17 protein-coding genes are annotated in these 16,602 nt (G+C 68.5%); all 17 read left to right on the top strand.

Annotation, left to right across the window (positions count from 1 at the left end):
* The first annotated feature begins 49 nt into the window (after window positions 1–49).
* The 17 genes from cobM to cobK are packed head-to-tail and all read left to right on the top strand — an operon-like array spanning window position 50 to window position 16,477.
* Window positions 50–841 (top strand): precorrin-4 C(11)-methyltransferase, encoded by a 792-nt coding sequence (gene cobM / locus DWW12_RS01330; RefSeq protein ID WP_117765632.1) that lies wholly within the window; start codon window positions 50–52, stop codon window positions 839–841.
* 1 nt (window position 842) lies between these two features.
* Window positions 843–2,027 (top strand): cobalt-precorrin-5B (C(1))-methyltransferase CbiD, encoded by a 1,185-nt coding sequence (gene cbiD / locus DWW12_RS01335; RefSeq protein WP_233502973.1) that lies wholly within the window; start codon window positions 843–845, stop codon window positions 2,025–2,027.
* Window positions 2,020–2,709 carry a precorrin-2 C(20)-methyltransferase gene (gene cobI / locus DWW12_RS01340; RefSeq protein WP_117736320.1) on the top strand — a complete coding sequence of 230 codons (690 nt, stop codon included), beginning with the start codon at window positions 2,020–2,022 and terminating at the stop codon, window positions 2,707–2,709. Before cbiD ends, cobI begins: the two co-directional genes overlap by 8 nt.
* The gene (locus DWW12_RS01345; protein WP_117854616.1) at window positions 2,710–3,843 is read left to right on the top strand and encodes a cobalt-precorrin 5A hydrolase; all 1,134 of its coding nucleotides are present in this window, start codon (window positions 2,710–2,712) and stop codon (window positions 3,841–3,843) included. It abuts the gene before it with no gap.
* Entirely contained in the window at window positions 3,843–4,586 is a 744-nt protein-coding gene (gene cobJ / locus DWW12_RS01350; RefSeq protein WP_117736322.1) for a precorrin-3B C(17)-methyltransferase, read from the top strand. The genes DWW12_RS01345 and cobJ overlap by 1 nt, the downstream gene beginning before the upstream one ends.
* The gene (gene cbiE / locus DWW12_RS01355) at window positions 4,574–6,046 is read left to right on the top strand and encodes a precorrin-6y C5,15-methyltransferase (decarboxylating) subunit CbiE (protein ID WP_117854618.1); all 1,473 of its coding nucleotides are present in this window, start codon (window positions 4,574–4,576) and stop codon (window positions 6,044–6,046) included. Before cobJ ends, cbiE begins: the two co-directional genes overlap by 13 nt.
* Window positions 6,043–7,425, top strand: coding sequence for a cobyrinate a,c-diamide synthase (locus DWW12_RS01360; RefSeq protein WP_233544186.1), 1,383 nt, complete (start codon window positions 6,043–6,045; stop codon window positions 7,423–7,425). The genes cbiE and DWW12_RS01360 overlap by 4 nt, the downstream gene beginning before the upstream one ends.
* The gene (gene cobT, locus DWW12_RS01365) at window positions 7,418–8,560 is read left to right on the top strand and encodes a nicotinate-nucleotide--dimethylbenzimidazole phosphoribosyltransferase (RefSeq protein WP_117854619.1); all 1,143 of its coding nucleotides are present in this window, start codon (window positions 7,418–7,420) and stop codon (window positions 8,558–8,560) included. Before DWW12_RS01360 ends, cobT begins: the two co-directional genes overlap by 8 nt.
* Window positions 8,557–9,105, top strand: a complete 549-nt coding sequence (locus tag DWW12_RS01370; RefSeq protein WP_117564099.1) for a bifunctional adenosylcobinamide kinase/adenosylcobinamide-phosphate guanylyltransferase — start codon at window positions 8,557–8,559, stop codon at window positions 9,103–9,105. The genes cobT and DWW12_RS01370 overlap by 4 nt, the downstream gene beginning before the upstream one ends.
* Window positions 9,102–9,869 (top strand): adenosylcobinamide-GDP ribazoletransferase, encoded by a 768-nt coding sequence (locus DWW12_RS01375; RefSeq protein ID WP_158564339.1) that lies wholly within the window; start codon window positions 9,102–9,104, stop codon window positions 9,867–9,869. Before DWW12_RS01370 ends, DWW12_RS01375 begins: the two co-directional genes overlap by 4 nt.
* Window positions 9,870–9,910: 41 nt before the next feature.
* Window positions 9,911–10,867 carry a histidine phosphatase family protein gene (locus DWW12_RS01380; RefSeq protein WP_233544187.1) on the top strand — a complete coding sequence of 319 codons (957 nt, stop codon included), beginning with the start codon at window positions 9,911–9,913 and terminating at the stop codon, window positions 10,865–10,867.
* Window positions 10,867–11,841 (top strand): adenosylcobinamide-phosphate synthase CbiB, encoded by a 975-nt coding sequence (gene cbiB / locus DWW12_RS01385; RefSeq protein WP_117854624.1) that lies wholly within the window; start codon window positions 10,867–10,869, stop codon window positions 11,839–11,841. The genes DWW12_RS01380 and cbiB overlap by 1 nt, the downstream gene beginning before the upstream one ends.
* On the top strand, window positions 11,838–13,061 hold the full coding sequence (locus tag DWW12_RS01390) for a histidinol-phosphate transaminase (RefSeq protein WP_158564343.1): 1,224 nt from the start codon (window positions 11,838–11,840) through the stop codon (window positions 13,059–13,061). Before cbiB ends, DWW12_RS01390 begins: the two co-directional genes overlap by 4 nt.
* Window positions 13,054–14,553, top strand: a complete 1,500-nt coding sequence (locus tag DWW12_RS01395) for a cobyric acid synthase (protein WP_233544189.1) — start codon at window positions 13,054–13,056, stop codon at window positions 14,551–14,553. The genes DWW12_RS01390 and DWW12_RS01395 overlap by 8 nt, the downstream gene beginning before the upstream one ends.
* The gene (locus tag DWW12_RS01400; protein ID WP_089571806.1) at window positions 14,550–15,065 is read left to right on the top strand and encodes a cob(I)yrinic acid a,c-diamide adenosyltransferase; all 516 of its coding nucleotides are present in this window, start codon (window positions 14,550–14,552) and stop codon (window positions 15,063–15,065) included. Before DWW12_RS01395 ends, DWW12_RS01400 begins: the two co-directional genes overlap by 4 nt.
* The gene (locus DWW12_RS01405) at window positions 15,066–15,707 is read left to right on the top strand and encodes a precorrin-8X methylmutase (RefSeq protein ID WP_117854629.1); all 642 of its coding nucleotides are present in this window, start codon (window positions 15,066–15,068) and stop codon (window positions 15,705–15,707) included.
* A complete protein-coding gene (gene cobK / locus DWW12_RS01410) occupies window positions 15,704–16,477 on the top strand; it encodes a precorrin-6A reductase (RefSeq protein ID WP_117854631.1) in 774 nt (257 codons plus the stop codon). The genes DWW12_RS01405 and cobK overlap by 4 nt, the downstream gene beginning before the upstream one ends.
* Window positions 16,478–16,602: the final 125 nt, after the last annotated feature.

The raw sequence follows: 16,602 nt of genomic DNA on the forward strand, positions 1-16,602 counted from the left end.
GAATGGCGGCGTAAACGGTTGCGATGAGAAACGGGAAGGGAAGGCTCGGATGATTCATATCGTTGGCGCAGGCTCGGGCGCCGCCGACCTTATCACGCTGCGCGGGGCGCGCCTTCTGCGCGCGGCCGACGTAGTCGTTTGGGCGGGAAGCCTTGTGAATCCCGAGCTGCTCGCCGAGTGCAAGGAATCCTGCGTCGTCTACGACAGCGCGCACATGACCTTGGAGGAAGTGCTCGACGTGATGTGCGCGGCAGATGCGCGGGGCGAGGAAGTGGTGCGCCTGCACACGGGCGACCCGTGCCTGTACGGCGCCATCCAGGAGCAGATGGACGCGCTCGACGCGCGCGGCGTGGACTACGAGGTGGTGCCCGGCGTGTCGAGCTTTTGCGGTGCCGCGGCGGCGCTTCGCCAGGAATACACGCTGCCGGGAATCAGCCAGTCGGTCGTGATCACGCGGCTTTCCGGACGTACCCCCATGCCCGCGGGCGAGGGCATGCGCACCATGGCGGAAAGCGGCTCGACTATGGTCATCTTCCTGAGCTCGGGTATGCTCGCCGAGCTTTCCGCCGAGCTTTTGGGCGCGGGCCGCAGCTCCGACGAGCCGGCGGCGCTCGTGTACAAGGCGACCTGGCCTGAGGAGCGCGTGGTGCGCTGCACAGTGGGCACGCTCGCCGATGCGGGCGCGCGAGAGGGCATCGACCGCACGGCGCTCGTGGTGGTGGGCCGCGTGCTCGGAGCTCGTGGCGGGCTTGCGCACAACGGCGCGCAAGCGGAGTCGTACGAGCGCAGCAAGCTTTACGACCCTTCGTTTGCCACGGGGTATCGAAAGGCGAGCAGCTAGCGTGGCCTTCGAGCACTACATATATACCGGGACGACCCGCCTGCGCTGCGGCTACACCACGGGGAGCTGCGCCGCGCTCGCGGCGAAGGCGGCCTGCGAGATGCTCTTGTCACGAAAGCCCGTCGGCCGCGTGTCGATCGTCACCCCCGGCGGGCTGCCTGTCGAGACGGACGTGGTTGACGCATGTATCGGCGAGGGGTGCGCCCAGTGCGCCGTGCGAAAGGACGCAGGCGACGATGCCGATGTGACCGACGGCGTGCTCGTGTACGCGCGCGTGGAACATGCGGGGTCGGGCACGGGCGCTGCGGGCAGCAAGGGCGTGCCCGCGCGCGAATCGGAAGTTTCCGTCGATGGCGGCGTGGGCGTGGGGCGCGTGACGTTGCCCGGGCTCGAGCAGCCGGTGGGGTCGGCCGCTATCAACGCGACGCCGCGCGCGATGATCACTTCGGCGGTGCGCGAGGTGTGCGCCGCGCACGGCTTTTCTGGAAATATTGCTGTGACGATTTCGGTACCCGAGGGTGTCGCCCTTGCCGAAAAGACCTTCAACCCACACCTGGGGATAGAGGACGGCATTTCCATCCTGGGCACGACGGGCATCGTCGAGCCGCGCAGCCTCGCTGCCTTGCGCGACAGTATCGAGCTCGAGATCCGGCAGCATGCGGCTATGGGGCGGCGCGGAGTTGTGCTCACGCCCGGCAACTACGGCGCGCAGTTCATCTCGGGGCATTTTCACCTAAACGGTGCGCCGGTGGTCTTCATCTCCAACTTTGTGGGCGATGCGATTGATTGCTGCGTTCGCGAGGGATTTACCAATGTCCTTCTTGTGGGACACATCGGCAAGCTGGTGAAGGTCGCGGGCGGCATCATGGACACCCATTCGCGTACCGCCGACTGCCGCGCGGAGATTCTGGCCGCCCACGCGGCCTTGGCCGGCGCGGGCGCGAAGACCGTGTGCGAGATCATGTCGTCGGTCACGACCACGGCGGCGCTCGAGGTAATCGAGGCCGCCGGCGTGGGGGACGCTGCGCGCGCCTCGCTCGCTGCGGCAATCGAGGACAGGTTGCGCCGCCGCGCGGCGGGCGCATGCGACATCGCCGCGGTCGTGTTCGACGCCGAGCGCTGCGAGCTTTTCCGCACGTCGGGCGCCGATGCAGTTATCGGGGAATTGGGGGCGACGTATGAGTAAAGGCGTGCTGTACGGCGTGGGCACGGGGCCTGGCGACCCCGAACTGCTCACGATCAAGGCCGTCCGCACAATCGAATCGTGTCCGGTCATCGCCGCACCGCAGACGGCGGACGGGGCCATGGTCGCGCTCGACATCGTGCGCGGCGCCGTCGACCTTACAGGCAAGACGGTGATCCCCGTGCGATTCTCGATGACGCGCGACGTCGAGCGCCGCGCGGCCGAGCATGCCTCGCTTGTTCGCGAGCTTGTCGCGCACCTGGATGCGGTCCGCGACGTCGCGCTGCTGAACCTGGGGGACCCGAGCATCTACGCCACCTTCCAGCGCATAGCGCCCGACGTGCGCGCCCGCGGGTTCGAGGCGCGCGCCATTCCCGGCGTGCCGAGCTTCTGCGCGGTCGCCGCGGCGCTCGAGCGCGACCTCACGCCCGAGATGTCGTCGCCTCTGCACATCGTGCCCGGCGGCTACGACGACGTGCGCCGCGCAATCAGCTGGCCGGGGACGAAGGTGGTCATGAAGGCGCGCCGCTCGCTTGCGGACACGAAGTGCATCCTTCGCGAGGAGGGCGCCTTCGACGGTGCCGAGCTCGTAGAGGACTGTGGGCTTCCGGGCGAGCGCGTGTACCGCTCGGTCGACGATGTGCCCGATCGGGGCAGCTACTTCTCGACGATGGTGGTGCGCTAGATGAGGGTTTCCTGCATAGCGTTCACTGAGAGGGGATATGCGTTGGCGGAGCGCACCGCACGCGCGCTTTCCGATTGCGCGCAGACAGGTGAAGATGACCCTGGCTGGGACGTTTCCGTTTCGCGCGGGTTCGGCGAGGGGAAGGCCGACCTGCGCGCATGGACGGCGCTCGCGTGGGAAGCGTCGGACGCGCTCCTGTTCGTGGGCGCGGCGGGCATCGCCGTGCGGGCGATCGCGCCGCATGTCGCCTCGAAGGCAAGCGATTCCGCGGTTGTGGCGATCGACGAGGCGGGGCGCTTTGCCGTCCCGCTTTTGTCGGGGCATTTGGGCGGTGCGAACGAGCTTGCGCAAACTGTGGCACGCGCGGCAGGGGCCATCCCCGTCATCACCACGGCGACCGACGTCCGCGGCGTGTGGGCGGTGGATACGTGGGCGCGCTGTGCGGGGCTCGCCGTTTCGAATCCCGAGGCCATCAAGCGAGTGTCGGCGCGGCTGCTTTCGGGCGGGCGCGTGGCGCTCTATTCCGACATGCCGATTTCGGGACAGCCGCCTGAGGGGGTTGACATTGCGTCCGACCGCGCTCGGGCCGATATCGTCGTGTCGCCGTTCGCTGGCGCGAATGCAGGTGCGTCCGTTCGCGCAGCGGAGACGACGGGCGATGTCGTGCCCGCCGGTGAGACGGGGAAGCCGGCGGGCGTGCGGGCGCAGGGTCCTGCGCCCGAGCCGCTTCGCCTTGTCGTGCCCTGCATCGTTGCGGGCATAGGGTGCCGTCGCGGTGCGTGCGCCGAAGCGATCGGGGAGGCGTTTCTTCTCGCGTGCGGGCAGGCGGGCATCTCGCCTTCGGCCGTGCGCGAGGCGGCGACGATCGACGTGAAGGCGCACGAGGAGGGTCTGCTCGCCTTCTGCCGCGCGCGCAAGATTCCGCTTGCGACGTATTCCGCAGAGGAGTTGTCGCAGGTCGAAGGCAGCGTTTCGCCATCTGATTTCGTGCGTGCGACGGTGGGGGTCGACAATGTGTGCGAGCGCGCGGCGCTCGCGGGCGGGGGTAAACTTATCTTCCCGAAGCTCGCTCACGGCGGCGTGACCGTCGCGTTTTCCAAGGTAACTATCGAACTTTCGTTTAAGGAGCGGTGATGGGAAAGCTCTTCGTGGTGGGGATCGGCCCGGGCGGCCCCGACGGCATGACGATTGCGGCTCGGCGCGCGCTCGAGGCGGCCGACATCGTTGTGGGGTACACGAAATACGTGGAGCTCGCGCTCGCCGCCGTGCCCGACGCGGCGCATCTCGCGACGCCGATGATGCACGAGGTCGAACGGTGCCGCCTGGCGCTTTCGCGCGCGCAGAGCGGAGAAGCCGTGGCGCTCGTGTGCAGCGGTGACGCGGGCGTGTACGGCATGGCGAGCCCCGTGCTGGAGCTTGCTGAGGACTACCCCGATGTAGACGTGGATGTTATCGCCGGGGCCACCGCGGCTCAGAGCGGGTCGGCGGTGCTCGGCGCCCCGCTTGCCCACGACTTCGCGGTCGTGTCGCTCTCCGACCTGCTCACGCCGTGGGAGGTCATCGAGCGCAGGCTCGCTGCCGTGGCGAGCGCCGACTTCTGCATCTGTTTGTACAACCCGCGCAGCAGAAAGCGCGCCGACAGGCTCTCGCGCGCGGCGAAGATTATGCTCGAATGGAAGGCCCCCGACACGCTCTGCGGCTGGGTACGCAACATCGGGCGCGAGGGGCAGCAGTCGGGCATGTGCAGGCTCTCCGAGCTGGGGGAGTTCGACGCCGACATGTTCACCACCGTGTTCGTCGGCAACGCGGACACGAAGCGCGTAGGCGGCCGTATGGTCACGCCGCGCGGGTATCGGGAGATTCCATGCGAAAGGTAACGATCATCGGGGCGGGGCCCGGAAACCCCGACTTGCTCTCGCGCGCGGCGCTCGACGCGATCGACATCGCCGACGTGGTCATCGGCGCTCATCGCGCGCTTGCCGGCATCGACGTGCCGCCCGACGTGGTGAGATACGAGCTCGTGAAGACGGCGGACATCGTCGCCGCGCTCACCGATGCGGCGTCGTGGCAGCGCGCCGTGGTCGTGATGACGGGCGATGTGGGGCTGTTCAGCGGCGCGCGCCGCCTGGTGGAGGCGCTCTCCGGCGACGCGCAGGTGGACGTGCACGTCATTCCCGGCATAAGCTCAGCGTCGTATCTCGCCGCGCGCCTCGCGCGTCCATGGCAGGATTGGCGCTTCGCGAGCGCTCACGGCGTGGCGTGCGACATCGTGGCCGAGGCCGAGCGCGCAGGTGAGCTCTTCCTCGCCACGTCGGGCGGGGAAGACCCCTCGCGGCTTTCGGGCGAGCTTGTGCAGGCGGGCTTCGGGGACGCGCGCGTGACGGTGGCCGAGCGCCTGTCGTACCCCGACGAGCGCATCACCTGCGCGACCGCAAGTGAAATCGCAGGTCAGACGTTCGACGACTTGAACGTGATGCTTATCGAGTTCGCAGGCTGCGCCGGGTCGCCTGCGGGCTCTAGCGCAGCCTCCGAGGCGCCGGCCGGCGCGTCTGCGCCCGCAGCTGCTTCTTTCGCGGCGGACTCTGCGGGCGCATCCCGCGCCGCGAGCTCCCGCTGGCCGTACGCTTCCTCGGGCATTCCCGACGAGCTCTTCATCCGCGGCGACGTTCCCATGACCAAGCAGGAGGTGCGCGCCGTCGCGCTCGCGAAGCTGCGCCTTACCGCGACCGACACCGTGTGGGATGTCGGCGCCGGCACGGGGAGCGTGTCGATCGAGGCGGCGCTCGTCGCGCGAGCGGGGTCGGTATGGGCGGTCGAGCGCAACGCGGCCGGCGTGCGGCTCATCCGAGAGAACGCGGATGCATTCGGGTGCGGCAACGTGCATGCGGTCCCCGGTGTCGCCCCCGAAGCGCTCGCGAAACTGCCTGTCCCCGACGCCGTGTTCGTCGGCGGGAGCGCGGGCGAGCTTCCCTCCATCGTGGAGGCGGCGCTCGAGAAGAACTCGCAGGTTCGCCTGTGCGTGCCATGCGTCACCGTTGAGACGCTCACCGAGGCGTGCGCGCTCCTCTCGGGTTCGCGCTTTAAGGGGTTCGAGGCGTGCCAGGTGTCGGCCGCCCGCGCTGAGGCTGTAGGCTCGCACCATCTTATGAAGGCGCAAAACCCCGTGTTCCTCGTCAGTGCGCGCGGTGCGAGCGCGGATGCCGAGGAGCTTGCCGAAGTCGGCGCGCTTGCTGAGTCGCCTTTCGGGGAGGACCCCTCTGTCGAGGGGAACCCATCCGTTGAGGTGGTCTCGCTTGCTAACTGCAACGCCGCAGGTGGGGAAGGCGGTGCCCGGTGAGCACGTCCATCCCGCGCTTCATGGTCGCTGCGCCCTCGAGCGGGAGCGGCAAGACGGTCGTCACGTGCGCGCTCCTGCGCGCGCTCGCGCGCCGCGGCCTTGCATGCGCAGCCTTCAAATGCGGCCCCGACTACATTGACCCGCTCTTTCATCGCCGCGTCGTGGGTGCGTGCTCGGGCAACTTAGACGGCTTCTTCACTGACGCCCCGACGCTGCGCGCCCTGCTCGCACGCGGCGCCGCGGGCGCGGATGTCGCGGTGCTCGAGGGGGTCATGGGCTTCTACGACGGCATGGCGCCCGGCGTGGCCGACGCGAGCGGCTATCAGGTTGCGCGCGACACGGAAACGCCGGTCGTTTTAGTGGTGAACGGGCGCGGGGCGTCTTTATCGCTCGCCGCCGTAATCCGCGGCATCGCCGAGTTCCTGCCTTGTGCGAACGTGCGCGGCGTCGTGCTGAACAAGACGAGCGCCGCTGCCTGCGCCTACGCGGCGCCTGCGATCGAGAAGCACACGGGCGTCGCGGTTTTGGGGAATATCCCCGCCGACGAGGCGTTCTCGCTCGAAAGCCGGCATCTGGGGCTTGTGACCGCCGACGAGGTCGAGCAGTTCTCCGCGCGCATCGGCAAGATGGCCGAGCTGGTGGAAAAGAGCATCGACGTCGACCGCTTGCTCGAAATAGCGGCGACGGCACCCGATATCCGCGAGGAACCTTACCGGTTGGAGCCGATCGCGGGAGCGCGGCCCATCGTCGCCGTCGCGCGTGACGAGGCGTTCTCGTTCTATTACGAGGAGAATCTGCGCGCGCTCGAGGACCTGGGTTGCGAGCTGGCCTTTTTCAGCCCCCTGTGTGATAGCGAGTTGCCCCGGGGGACAAGCGCCCTCTATCTGGGGGGCGGCTACCCGGAGCTCCATGCGCGGCAGCTCTCCGAGAACGTGTCGATGCGCGAGGCGGTGCGGCGCGCGGTGGAATCCGGCATGCCGACGGTCGCCGAATGCGGTGGGTTTCTGTACCTGCAGCGCGAAATCGCCGATAGCGAGGGGCGGCGCTGGCCTGTTGCGGGCGCCCTTGAGGGCGCAAGCGAGAACGGGGGAAGGCTGTCCCATTTCGGGTACGTGGAGCTCACTTCCCAACGCGACGGGCTCTACGGGCCACGCGGCACACGCATCCGCGCGCACGAGTTCCACTACTGGCAGTCCACCTGCCCGGGCGGCGACTTCTGGGCGCAGAAGCCCCGGCGCGACAAGGGCTGGCCGTGCATGACGACCACCCCGTCCCTGGTGGCGGGCTTCCCGCATGTGTACTATCCTGCGAACCCCGACGTTGCGCGCGCGTTCGCGTCTGCCGCAGCGTCGTTCGCAGAGAGGAGACGGCATGGCTGAAGCAACCGAAACCGCGCTTGCCTGCATCCGCGAGGAAGTCGAGCGCGCGTTCTCGTCGGCGCCGGGCGCCGTGCTCGAAGCCGCGCATTCCCGGATCGCGCCCGCAGACGAGTGCGCCCGTGCCGCCGCGTACGCCGCGTGGGACTCCATCGCGCACCCCTTGGGGGGATTGGGCGACTTTGAAGACGCCGTCGCGTGTATCGCCGCAGCTCAGGGGAGCGCCGAGGTGGCCGAGTTTCCCCGTGCGCTCGCGGTATTCTTCTCCGACAACGGGGTCGTTGCCGAAGGCGTGTCGCAAAGCGGGCAAGATGTGACGCGAGCCGTCGCGCGCAACATGTGCGAGGGGGCCGCGAGCGCCTGCCGCATGGCGGCGTTCGCGGGTGCCGAGGTCGTGCCCGTCGACGTGGGTATGACCCGGGGCATAGAAGACGCGCGCATGGTGCGCGCGAACGTGCGGCGGGGGAGCGGCAACATCGCTCACGGCTCCGCTATGTCTCGCGATGGGGCCGTGCGCGCGATCGAGGTCGGAATCGCCGTCGCGTGCGGGCTTGCCCGCGCCGGCGTGCGCCTTCTCGCCGCGGGCGAGATGGGCATCGGCAACACGACCACCTCGGCGGCGGTGGCCGCAGTGCTCATCCGGGCGGACGCGCGGAGCCTTGTCGGGCGCGGCGCGGGGCTCTCGGACGCCTCGCTCGCGCGCAAGCGCGACGTGGTTGAGCGCGCTATCGACGCGAACTCGCCCGATCCCGCCGACCCGATCGACGTGCTCTCGAAGGTGGGCGGCTTCGACATCGCTGCGATGTGCGGCTTCTACCTGGGGGCCGCGGTCTCGAAGGCGCCGGCGCTCCTCGACGGGGTCATATCCTGCACGGCGGCCCTGTGCGCGGCGCGCCTGTGCCCCAACGCCTTGGGCTACCTCGTGGGCACCCACGCATCAAGCGAACCCGCAAGCCGGGAGCTCCTTCGCGAGCTCGGCATAAAGGCGCCCCTCGACGCAGGCATGCACTTGGGCGAGGGCGCGGGCGCCATGGCGTATCTCCCCCTTCTGGATTCGGCGCTGCGCGTGTACCGGGATGGGAAGACGTTCACGGCGACTGGCATGGCTGCTTACGAGCATTTCGAGGCCGGGAAATGACGGTGACGCTCGTCATCGGCGCCGCCGCGAGCGGCAAGAGCGCCTACGCCGAGTCCCTGTGCCTCGGGCACGACGGCCCTCGCGTGTACCTGGCAACGATGGAGCCCTTCGGGGAAGATGGCGCCCGCCGCATCGCGCGCCATCGGGCGCTGCGCGAAGGCAAAGGGTTTTCCACCCTCGAGTGCTCGCGTGACGTGGGCGCCGCAGCGCCCGGGCTTCCGCGCGGCTGCACACTTCTTTTGGAGGACGTGGGCAACCTGGTTGCGAACGAGCTCTTCGCGGAAGGCGGCTTGTCCCCGCGTGACCCCGACGCTGCGGCGCGCGAGGTACTCGGAGGCATCGAACGGCTCGCTCAGGCCGCAGCGTATACGGTGGTGGTCACCGTCGACGTGTTCGCCGATGGGATGCGCTACGATGAAGGGACCGAGGCATGGAGGCGCGCGCTCGCGCGCGTGAACGCGGGCGTGGCGGCGCTGGCCGACCATGCAGTCGAAGTGGTATGCGGGATTCCCGTGTGGATGAAAGGCGAAGGACCTACAAGGTGAAGATAGCAGAGGCAATCGGCGCGGCGTTCGGAACGTTCTCGCGCATCCCCGTCCCGAAATCGGCCTGGACCGATTTCGGGTCAACCCATGCACTTGCCGCGTTTCCCCTGGTGGGCCTTGCGGAAGGCTTCCTCATGACGGCGTGGGGGCACGTGGCGAACCTGCTCGGCGTGCCCGCGACCATCGTCGCGGCCGTGCTCGCGGCGCTGCCTGTGGCGGTGACGGGAGGCATCCACCTAGACGGGCTCTGCGACACCTCCGATGCGCTTGCAAGTTGGGCCCCGCGCGAGCGAAAGCTCGAGATCATGCACGATCCGCGGGCGGGCGCCTTCGGGGTCATCGGTGTTGTTGTGTACCTTATTCTGCAGTTTTCCCTGTTCACCGCGCTGCCGCTTACGGCGGGGGCGTTCCTCGCGCTTCTGTGCTCGCTCGTGTTCTCCCGCGCGCTTTCGGGACTCGCCGTTGAATGCTGGCCTGCCGCGCGGGCGGACGGCATGGCCGCGGGGCTCTCGCCTGCGAAGAAGCGCGCGGCGATCGTCGTGCCGCTTTGCGCTTTCGCTGCGGCTTCGGCTGCAGGGATGGTCGCGTGCGCTCAGGCCGTCGGCGCCTTTATGGCGGTGGCGGGGCTTTTGGTGCTCGCGTGGTACCGCCATGTTGCCCTGTCCCGCTTCGGCGGGGTGACGGGGGATTTGGCCGGATGGTTTCTGCAATGGGCCGAGCTCGCGATGCTTGCCATGCTGGTGGTGGGGGGCATGCTCCTATGATGCTCGTGGTAGGTGGCGCGCATTCGGGGAAGAGGACCTTCGTGCGCGAAAAACTCGGGTTCGCGGCGGACGATTTCGTCGACGCGGCGCAGCTTGCGGAGGGCGGCGTGCCCGCGGCTTTTGCCGGCCGCGTCGCATACCGTGCTGAGGAACTCGTACGCGCGCTCGACGCTGACCGGGCGCTCGAGCGGCTGATCGGCTTCGACGCAGTGATTCTGCCCTTGGTCGGCTCGGGGGTCGTCCCCATGAGTGCGGAAGACGCCCAATGGCGCGAGCGCGCGGGGCGCCTGGGATGCGCGCTCGCTGCGCGCGCCGACGTCGTCGTGCGCATGACGTGCGGGATTCCCCAGGTCATCAAAGGAAACCTTGCCGATGCACCTCGAGGGACGCAGGGCGCGGGTGCGCTTTTGGAAGTCGTCTTCGTGCGCCATGGTGCCACGGCGGGCACGGAAGACCATCGCTACAGCGGGGCGGGCACCGACGAGCCCCTGTCGAGTGCGGGCGAGCGCGCTTTGCGCGACCTCGCGTGCGATCGTGACGTGTTCCGTGTTATCACGAGCGGCATGGCCCGTACCGACCAGACGGCGCGCATCCTCTTCCCGAACGCGGAGCTTATGGCGTGCCCCGGTCTGCGCGAGATGGATTTCGGCGACTTCGAGGGGCGAAGCGCCGCCGAGCTTAAAGAGGATGCGCGCTATCGCGCCTGGGTAGACTCCTGGTGCGAGACGCGCTGCCCGCATGGCGAGGGCAAGAGCGATTTCACCCGCCGCGTCATCGCGGCGTTTCGGGAGGCGTGCAAATCGGAGCGCGCCCAGGGGAGTGGGCGCGCCGTCTTCGTCGTTCACGCGGGTACCGTGAAAGCGCTGCTCTCCGAGCTAGCTGTCCCGAAAATGGGATACTTCGACGTGCATACCGAGCCGGGCGGCGCATGGGCCGCCACTTGGGATGGGCGCTGCCTTCGCGACGTTCGCCCCGCTTGGGGGGGCGATGCCCGGTGATGACGATTTTTGCCGTCGCCGCCGGGTTCGCGGCCGACCTTGCCTTCGGCGACCCGCGCTGGCTTCCCCATCCCGTCGTCGCCATGGGGCGCGCGATCACGTGGGCCGAAGGCCGCCTGCGGCGCGCATTCCCGCAAACGTCCGCGGGCACGCGCGCCGCAGGGCTTGTGCTCGCCGTGGCGCTTCCGCTTGCGTGTGGGCTTTTGACCTGGGGAATCCTGCATCTTTGCGGCATGGTTCACTCCGGCTTGCGCTTCGTGGCCGAGGCATGGGCTAGCTATCAGATTCTCGCGGCATGCGAGCTGCGCCTCCAGAGCCTGGCCGTTGCCCGCGCGTTCTCGAAGGGCGGACTTGTCGCGGCGCGCGAAGCCGTCGGGCTCATCGTGGGACGTGACACGTCTGTTCTCGACGAGCAGGGCGTCGCGCGCGCCGCCGTGGAAACGGTGGCGGAGAACGCGAGCGACGGTGTCATCGCGCCGCTTTTCTACCTTATGATCGGGGGTGCGCCTTTGGGCATGGCGTACAAGGCGGTGAACACGCTCGACAGCATGGTGGGCTACAAAAACGAGCGCTACATCGACTTCGGCTGCGCCTCGGCGCGCCTCGACGATGCGGTGAACTGGATTCCCTCGCGCTTATCGGCCCTGTTCATGATCGCCGTGTGCCCGATCGTCGGGCTCGACGCGCGTGGGGCGGCGCGCATCTGGCGCCGCGACAGGCGTCGCCATGCGAGCCCGAACGCGGCGCAGACCGAGTCGGCGTGCGCGGGTGCGCTCGGACTGCGCCTGGCAGGACCTGCGGTGTATTTCGGCAAGCTCGTTGAGAAACCGACGATAGGCGACGCGTCCCGCGAAATCGAGTGGGGCGACATCGCCCGGGCGACAAGGCTCATGCTCGCCGCGTCCGTATGCGCGCTCGTCGTCTTCGGCGCCGCGCGCGCGGCGGTCGTGCTCGCCGTGGGGGCGATGGCATGAGGAAAGACCACGCCGCGCCCCGGGCTGCCGGGGGAATCCTGCGCGCCCGCACGCATGGGGGCAGCGCGCAATCGCTCGGCATCGCTTGCGAAGGGGGTGCCTCCGACCTCATTGACTTCTCGGTGAACGTGAATCCGGCAGGCCCCTCGCCGCGCGCCGTCGCCGCAGCTTGCAAGGCGCTTTCTCGAATCGACGCCTACCCCGATAGGGAAAGCCTCGCCCTCGTTCGCGCGCTAGCGCGCGACCAGGGCATTCCCGAAGATACTATCGTCTGCGGCGCGGGCGCGTCCGACATCATCTGGCGGCTCGCCGCGGCGGTGCGCCCGAAACGCATCGTCGTGTGCGCGCCGACGTTCTCTGAATATGCGGAGGCGGCATCGTACTACGGCGCATGCGTGCAGGAGTTCCCGCTCTCCGAAGCGGACGACTTCGACGTGCCCGCCTCCTTCGCCCGCGCGATCGAGGGGCCGGGAGACGTGGCGTACCTCTGCAATCCGAACAACCCGACGGGGCGCCTCGTCGACCCCAGCGTGATCGAGACCGCGGCTTGCCGCTGCGAGCAGGTGGGCGCGCTGCTCGTCGTGGACGAGTGCTTCCTCGGATTTGCGCCCGACGCCCGCGAAAGGAGCGTGGCCGCACGCGCCGCGTGTTCGCGCCATGTGGCCGTGCTCTCCGCGTTCACCAAGCTCTACGGAATGGCGGGGTTGCGGTTGGGATATCTGATCAGCGGAAACGCCCAACTCATCGAGGGGATTCGCCGGGCGGGGCAGGCGTGGCCCGTCTCTTCGGTCGCCGAGGCTGCGGGTATCGCCGCCCTGGAAGACGTCGAATACGTCTCGCGCACGCGCGATGTATTGGAGGGCGAGCGAGCGTGGCTTTCCCACGAGCTCTCCTCGCTCGGGCTTTCCGTCGTGCCGTCGGATGCGAACTTCCTTTTAGTCCGCACGCCGGCGAAAGACATCCCCGAGCGCCTGTATGATCAGGGGGTTTTGGTCCGCACGTGCGACTCGTTTTCGGTACTGTCCCGTTTCTGGTGCCGCGTCGCGGTGCGCACGCGCAAGGAGAACGCCCGGCTTGCGATGGCGTTCGGCCGTGCGCTTCGGGCGGAAGACGCATCGGGCGAAGGCGAACCCGACGAACGGGGCGGCGCTTCTTTCAGCGGCGCTATGGCGGGCGCGGATGGCCGAGGCTTGGCGAAGGAGGTCGATACCCGTGGGTAGGGCCAAGCCCATCATGATCCAGGGCACCATGTCGAACGCGGGGAAGAGCCTGCTCGCGGCGGGGCTGTGCCGCGTGCTTTCGCAGGACGGCCTGCGCGTGACTCCCTTCAAGAGCCAGAACATGGCACTCAACAGCGGCGTCACGGCCGACGGGCTCGAGATGGGGCGCGCCCAGATCATGCAGGCCGAGGCGTGCGGCATCGCGCCCGACGTGCGCATGAACCCCATCCTGCTCAAGCCCGAAAGCGGCCACCGAAGCCAGCTCATCGTGGCCGGCAAGGCGCAGGGAGCCTTCGCTGCGAGGGACTACTTCGCGCGAAAGAAGGCGCTCATGCCGCAGATTTTGGAGGCGTTCGATTCGCTCGCGGAGGAAAACGACGTCATCGTCATCGAGGGCGCCGGCAGCCCCGCCGAAATCAACCTTGCTGAAAATGACATCGTCAACATGGGGCTCGCGCGCGCCGTGTCCTCCCCCGTGCTGCTTGCGGGCGACATCGACTCGGGCGGGGTATTTGCCCAGCTCTACGGCACGGTCGCGCTCCTTGCGCCCGAGGACCGCGCGCTTTTGCGGGGGCTTGTGGTGAACAAGTTCCGCGGCGATGTGGAAATCCTGCGCCCGGGTTTGGCCCCGCTCGAGAAGATGTGCGGGGTTCCCGTCGTGGGGGTCGTGCCGTATCTTACGCTCGACCTGGACGACGAGGACTCGCTCGCGCCGCGCCTATCTGCCCGCGAGGCGCGCGGCGTCATCGACGTCGCCGTCGTGCGTCTTCCGCATCTTTCGAACTTCACCGACTTCGACCCGCTTTCGCGCGTGCCCGGCGTGGGCGTGCGCTACGTTTCCTCGACGACCGATCTGGGCCGACCCGACCTGGTGGTGCTCCCCGGCTCGAAGACCACGCTCGACGACGCGCGCTGGCTTGCGGCTAGCGGCATCGGAGCCTGTGTACGCGCGCTTTCGGGCGCGGGCACGCCGGTGCTCGGCATATGCGGAGGCTACCAGCTTTTGGGAGACGAGCTTTCCGACCCGCACGGCAGGGAAGGCGCTGGCACCGCGCGCGGGCTCGGGCTCATCCCTGCAAGTACGGTGTTCAAGGAGGAAAAGCGCCTCGCCCAGTCGGAGCTGCGCATCACGGGCGCCCAAGGCGCGTTCTCGGCGTGGAACGGCATGACGGCGCGCGGGTACGAGATTCACGACGGCGAAACGACCGTCTCCTGCGCTCCTGCGGGCACAATTGGCGGCAAACCAGAAGGCGCGGCCTGCGGAAACGTGTTCGGAACCTATCTCCACGGCCTGTTCGACGAACCGGGGGTTGCGCTCGCCCTCGCGCGCTCACTCGCGCGCATGCGCGGCCTGCCCGAGAGCGTCGTGGGTGCTGCGGGCGCGGCGTCCGCGGCCGATCACCGTGCGCGCGAGTTCGACCGCCTGGCCGACGTCGTGCGCGGGGCGCTCGACATGGAGTATGTCTACCGCATTATCGAGGAGGGCGTATGATCCACGTGTATCATGGCGACGGCAAAGGCAAGACCACGGCGGCGATGGGCCTCGCCCTTCGCATGCTCGCTGCAGGCCGCCGCGTCGTCGTCGTGCAGTTCCTGAAAGACGGCGAAAGCGGGGAGGTGCGCCTGCTCGCCGAGCATTTCGGCGTGCCCGTGTTCGCGGGGAAGGTGTCGGACAAGTTTACCTGGTCGATGACGTCGGAAGAACTTGCCGCGACGTGCGAGCTGCACGATGGGAACCTCGCTTCCGCGCTCGCCGAGCTCGAGGGCGCGCAAGAGGGACTGCTCGTGCTCGACGAGGCGCTCGACGCGCTTTCGAAGGGGCTTGTCGACGAGGCGCTCGTGGACCGCGCGCTCGATATGTCCGCGCGCGGCGTCGAAGTAGCGCTCACCGGGCGCGCGCCTTCCCGCAAGATCGTGGAGAAGGCCGACTACATAACCGAGATGCGGTGCAAGAAACATCCCTACGAGCAGGGGATATGTGCAAGGGAAGGAGTGGAGTACTAGATGGATTCCAAGGAGATGGCGCCCGGCGACATCGAGCGGCGCAGCTTCGAGATCATCACCGAAGAGCTCGGCGGCCGCACGTTCCCGCCGCTCGAAGAGCCCGTCGTGAAGCGCGTCATCCACACCACTGCCGACTTCTCGTACGCCGATTCCCTCGTGTTTACCCATGACGCCGCGCACTGTGCGCTCGACGCACTGCGCGCAGGGGCCACGGTGCTCACCGACACGAACATGGCGCTCGCAGGCATAAGCAAGCCCGCGCTCGCGAAGCTCGGCTGCAAGGCCGTGTGCTTCATGGCCGACCCTGATGTCGCCGCGGCTGCGCGCGCCGCGGGCACGACTCGCGCCGTTGCGAGCATGGACAAAGCTTGCGGCATCGAGGGTCCGCTCATCGTGGCCGTCGGCAACGCTCCCACAGCACTTCTGCGCCTCGCCGAGCTCATGGACGCGGGGAAGATCGCGCCCGTGCTCGTCGTTGGGGTGCCGGTCGGGTTTGTGAACGTGGTCGAGGCGAAAGAGGAGCTACTCGCACGACGCGTGCCAGCCATCGTCGCGAGGGGTCGCAAGGGCGGCTCGACCGTGGCGGCTGCCATTATGAACGCGCTGCTCTACCAGATCACGCGCCCAGGCGGCCCGAAGTGACGGCGCCCGCATCCGCGCCGGCGCTGCGCATTTTCGCCGGCACCACCGAGGGCCGCCTTCTGTGCGAATGGGCGAGCAGGGCGGGCATCCCCGCCCGTGCCTACGCGGCAACCGAGTACGGAGGCGAGCTTTTGGGCGAGCTCCCGGGCATCGAGGTGCATGCGGGCAGGCTCGACGATGCCGACATGGAGCGCGAGCTTTCCGGCGCGTGCATCGTTGTCGACGCCACGCACCCCTTCGCTACGCTCGCAAGCGGCAACATCCGGGCCGCTTCGCTCGCCGTGGGTGCACGATGCCTGCGCCTTGCGCGCCCGGTCGAGGCGCTGCCCAAAGGCGTCGTGCCGGTCGCGTCGATCGCCTGCGCGGCGCGCTTTCTCTCCGAGAACCCGGGTCGCGCGCTTCTCACGACGGGGAGCAAGGAGCTTGCTCCCTACACGAGCGTCGCCGATTTCGCGGAGCGCTTTTTCGTGCGTGTGCTCCCGCTGCCCGGTGCTATAACGAAGTGCATCGACGCGGGGTTTTCGCCGTCGCACGTCATCGGCATGCAGGGGCCCTTCACCCGCGAGCTCAACGAGGCGATGCTTCGGCAGGTGGGCGCCCAGTGGCTTGTGACTAAGGACTCGGGAACCGTAGGCGGCACGGCCGAGAAGCTCGCCGCAGCGCGCGCCGTGGGAGCGCGCTGTATCGTGGTCACCCGTCCCGCCGAGGGAGGCGGGGCCCTTTCGCTTCGGGAAGTGGAAGATGCGCTCTTACGGGAGTTCGCGCGCTAGGCGCTCGCCGCGCCTGCGAGGAGGATCGCCTCGAGCAAGCTCGACCCGTACAAGCCCGTTATCCATCAATAGCTCGAGGACGACGCCCAGAACTGGCGCAAACAGCCCTTCAATAAGTTGCGGTG

This window comes from Collinsella sp. AF14-35 (assembly GCF_003464565.1).
Lineage (GTDB): Bacteria > Actinomycetota > Coriobacteriia > Coriobacteriales > Coriobacteriaceae > Collinsella.

What these genes read in the sequence shown, in the direction of transcription:
- cobM (WP_117765632.1), top strand. Translation starts at nt 50, where the DNA reads ATGATTCATATCGTTGGCGCAGGCTCGGGCGCCGCCGACCTTATCACG.
- cobI (WP_117736320.1), top strand. Translation starts at nt 2,020, where the DNA reads ATGAGTAAAGGCGTGCTGTACGGCGTGGGCACGGGGCCTGGCGACCCC.
- DWW12_RS01345 (WP_117854616.1), top strand. Translation starts at nt 2,710, where the DNA reads ATGAGGGTTTCCTGCATAGCGTTCACTGAGAGGGGATATGCGTTGGCG.
- cobJ (WP_117736322.1), top strand. Translation starts at nt 3,843, where the DNA reads ATGGGAAAGCTCTTCGTGGTGGGGATCGGCCCGGGCGGCCCCGACGGC.
- cbiE (WP_117854618.1), top strand. Translation starts at nt 4,574, where the DNA reads ATGCGAAAGGTAACGATCATCGGGGCGGGGCCCGGAAACCCCGACTTG.
- cobT (WP_117854619.1), top strand. Translation starts at nt 7,418, where the DNA reads ATGGCTGAAGCAACCGAAACCGCGCTTGCCTGCATCCGCGAGGAAGTC.
- DWW12_RS01370 (WP_117564099.1), top strand. Translation starts at nt 8,557, where the DNA reads ATGACGGTGACGCTCGTCATCGGCGCCGCCGCGAGCGGCAAGAGCGCC.
- cbiB (WP_117854624.1), top strand. Translation starts at nt 10,867, where the DNA reads ATGACGATTTTTGCCGTCGCCGCCGGGTTCGCGGCCGACCTTGCCTTC.
- DWW12_RS01390 (WP_158564343.1), top strand. Translation starts at nt 11,838, where the DNA reads ATGAGGAAAGACCACGCCGCGCCCCGGGCTGCCGGGGGAATCCTGCGC.
- DWW12_RS01400 (WP_089571806.1), top strand. Translation starts at nt 14,550, where the DNA reads ATGATCCACGTGTATCATGGCGACGGCAAAGGCAAGACCACGGCGGCG.
- DWW12_RS01405 (WP_117854629.1), top strand. Translation starts at nt 15,066, where the DNA reads ATGGATTCCAAGGAGATGGCGCCCGGCGACATCGAGCGGCGCAGCTTC.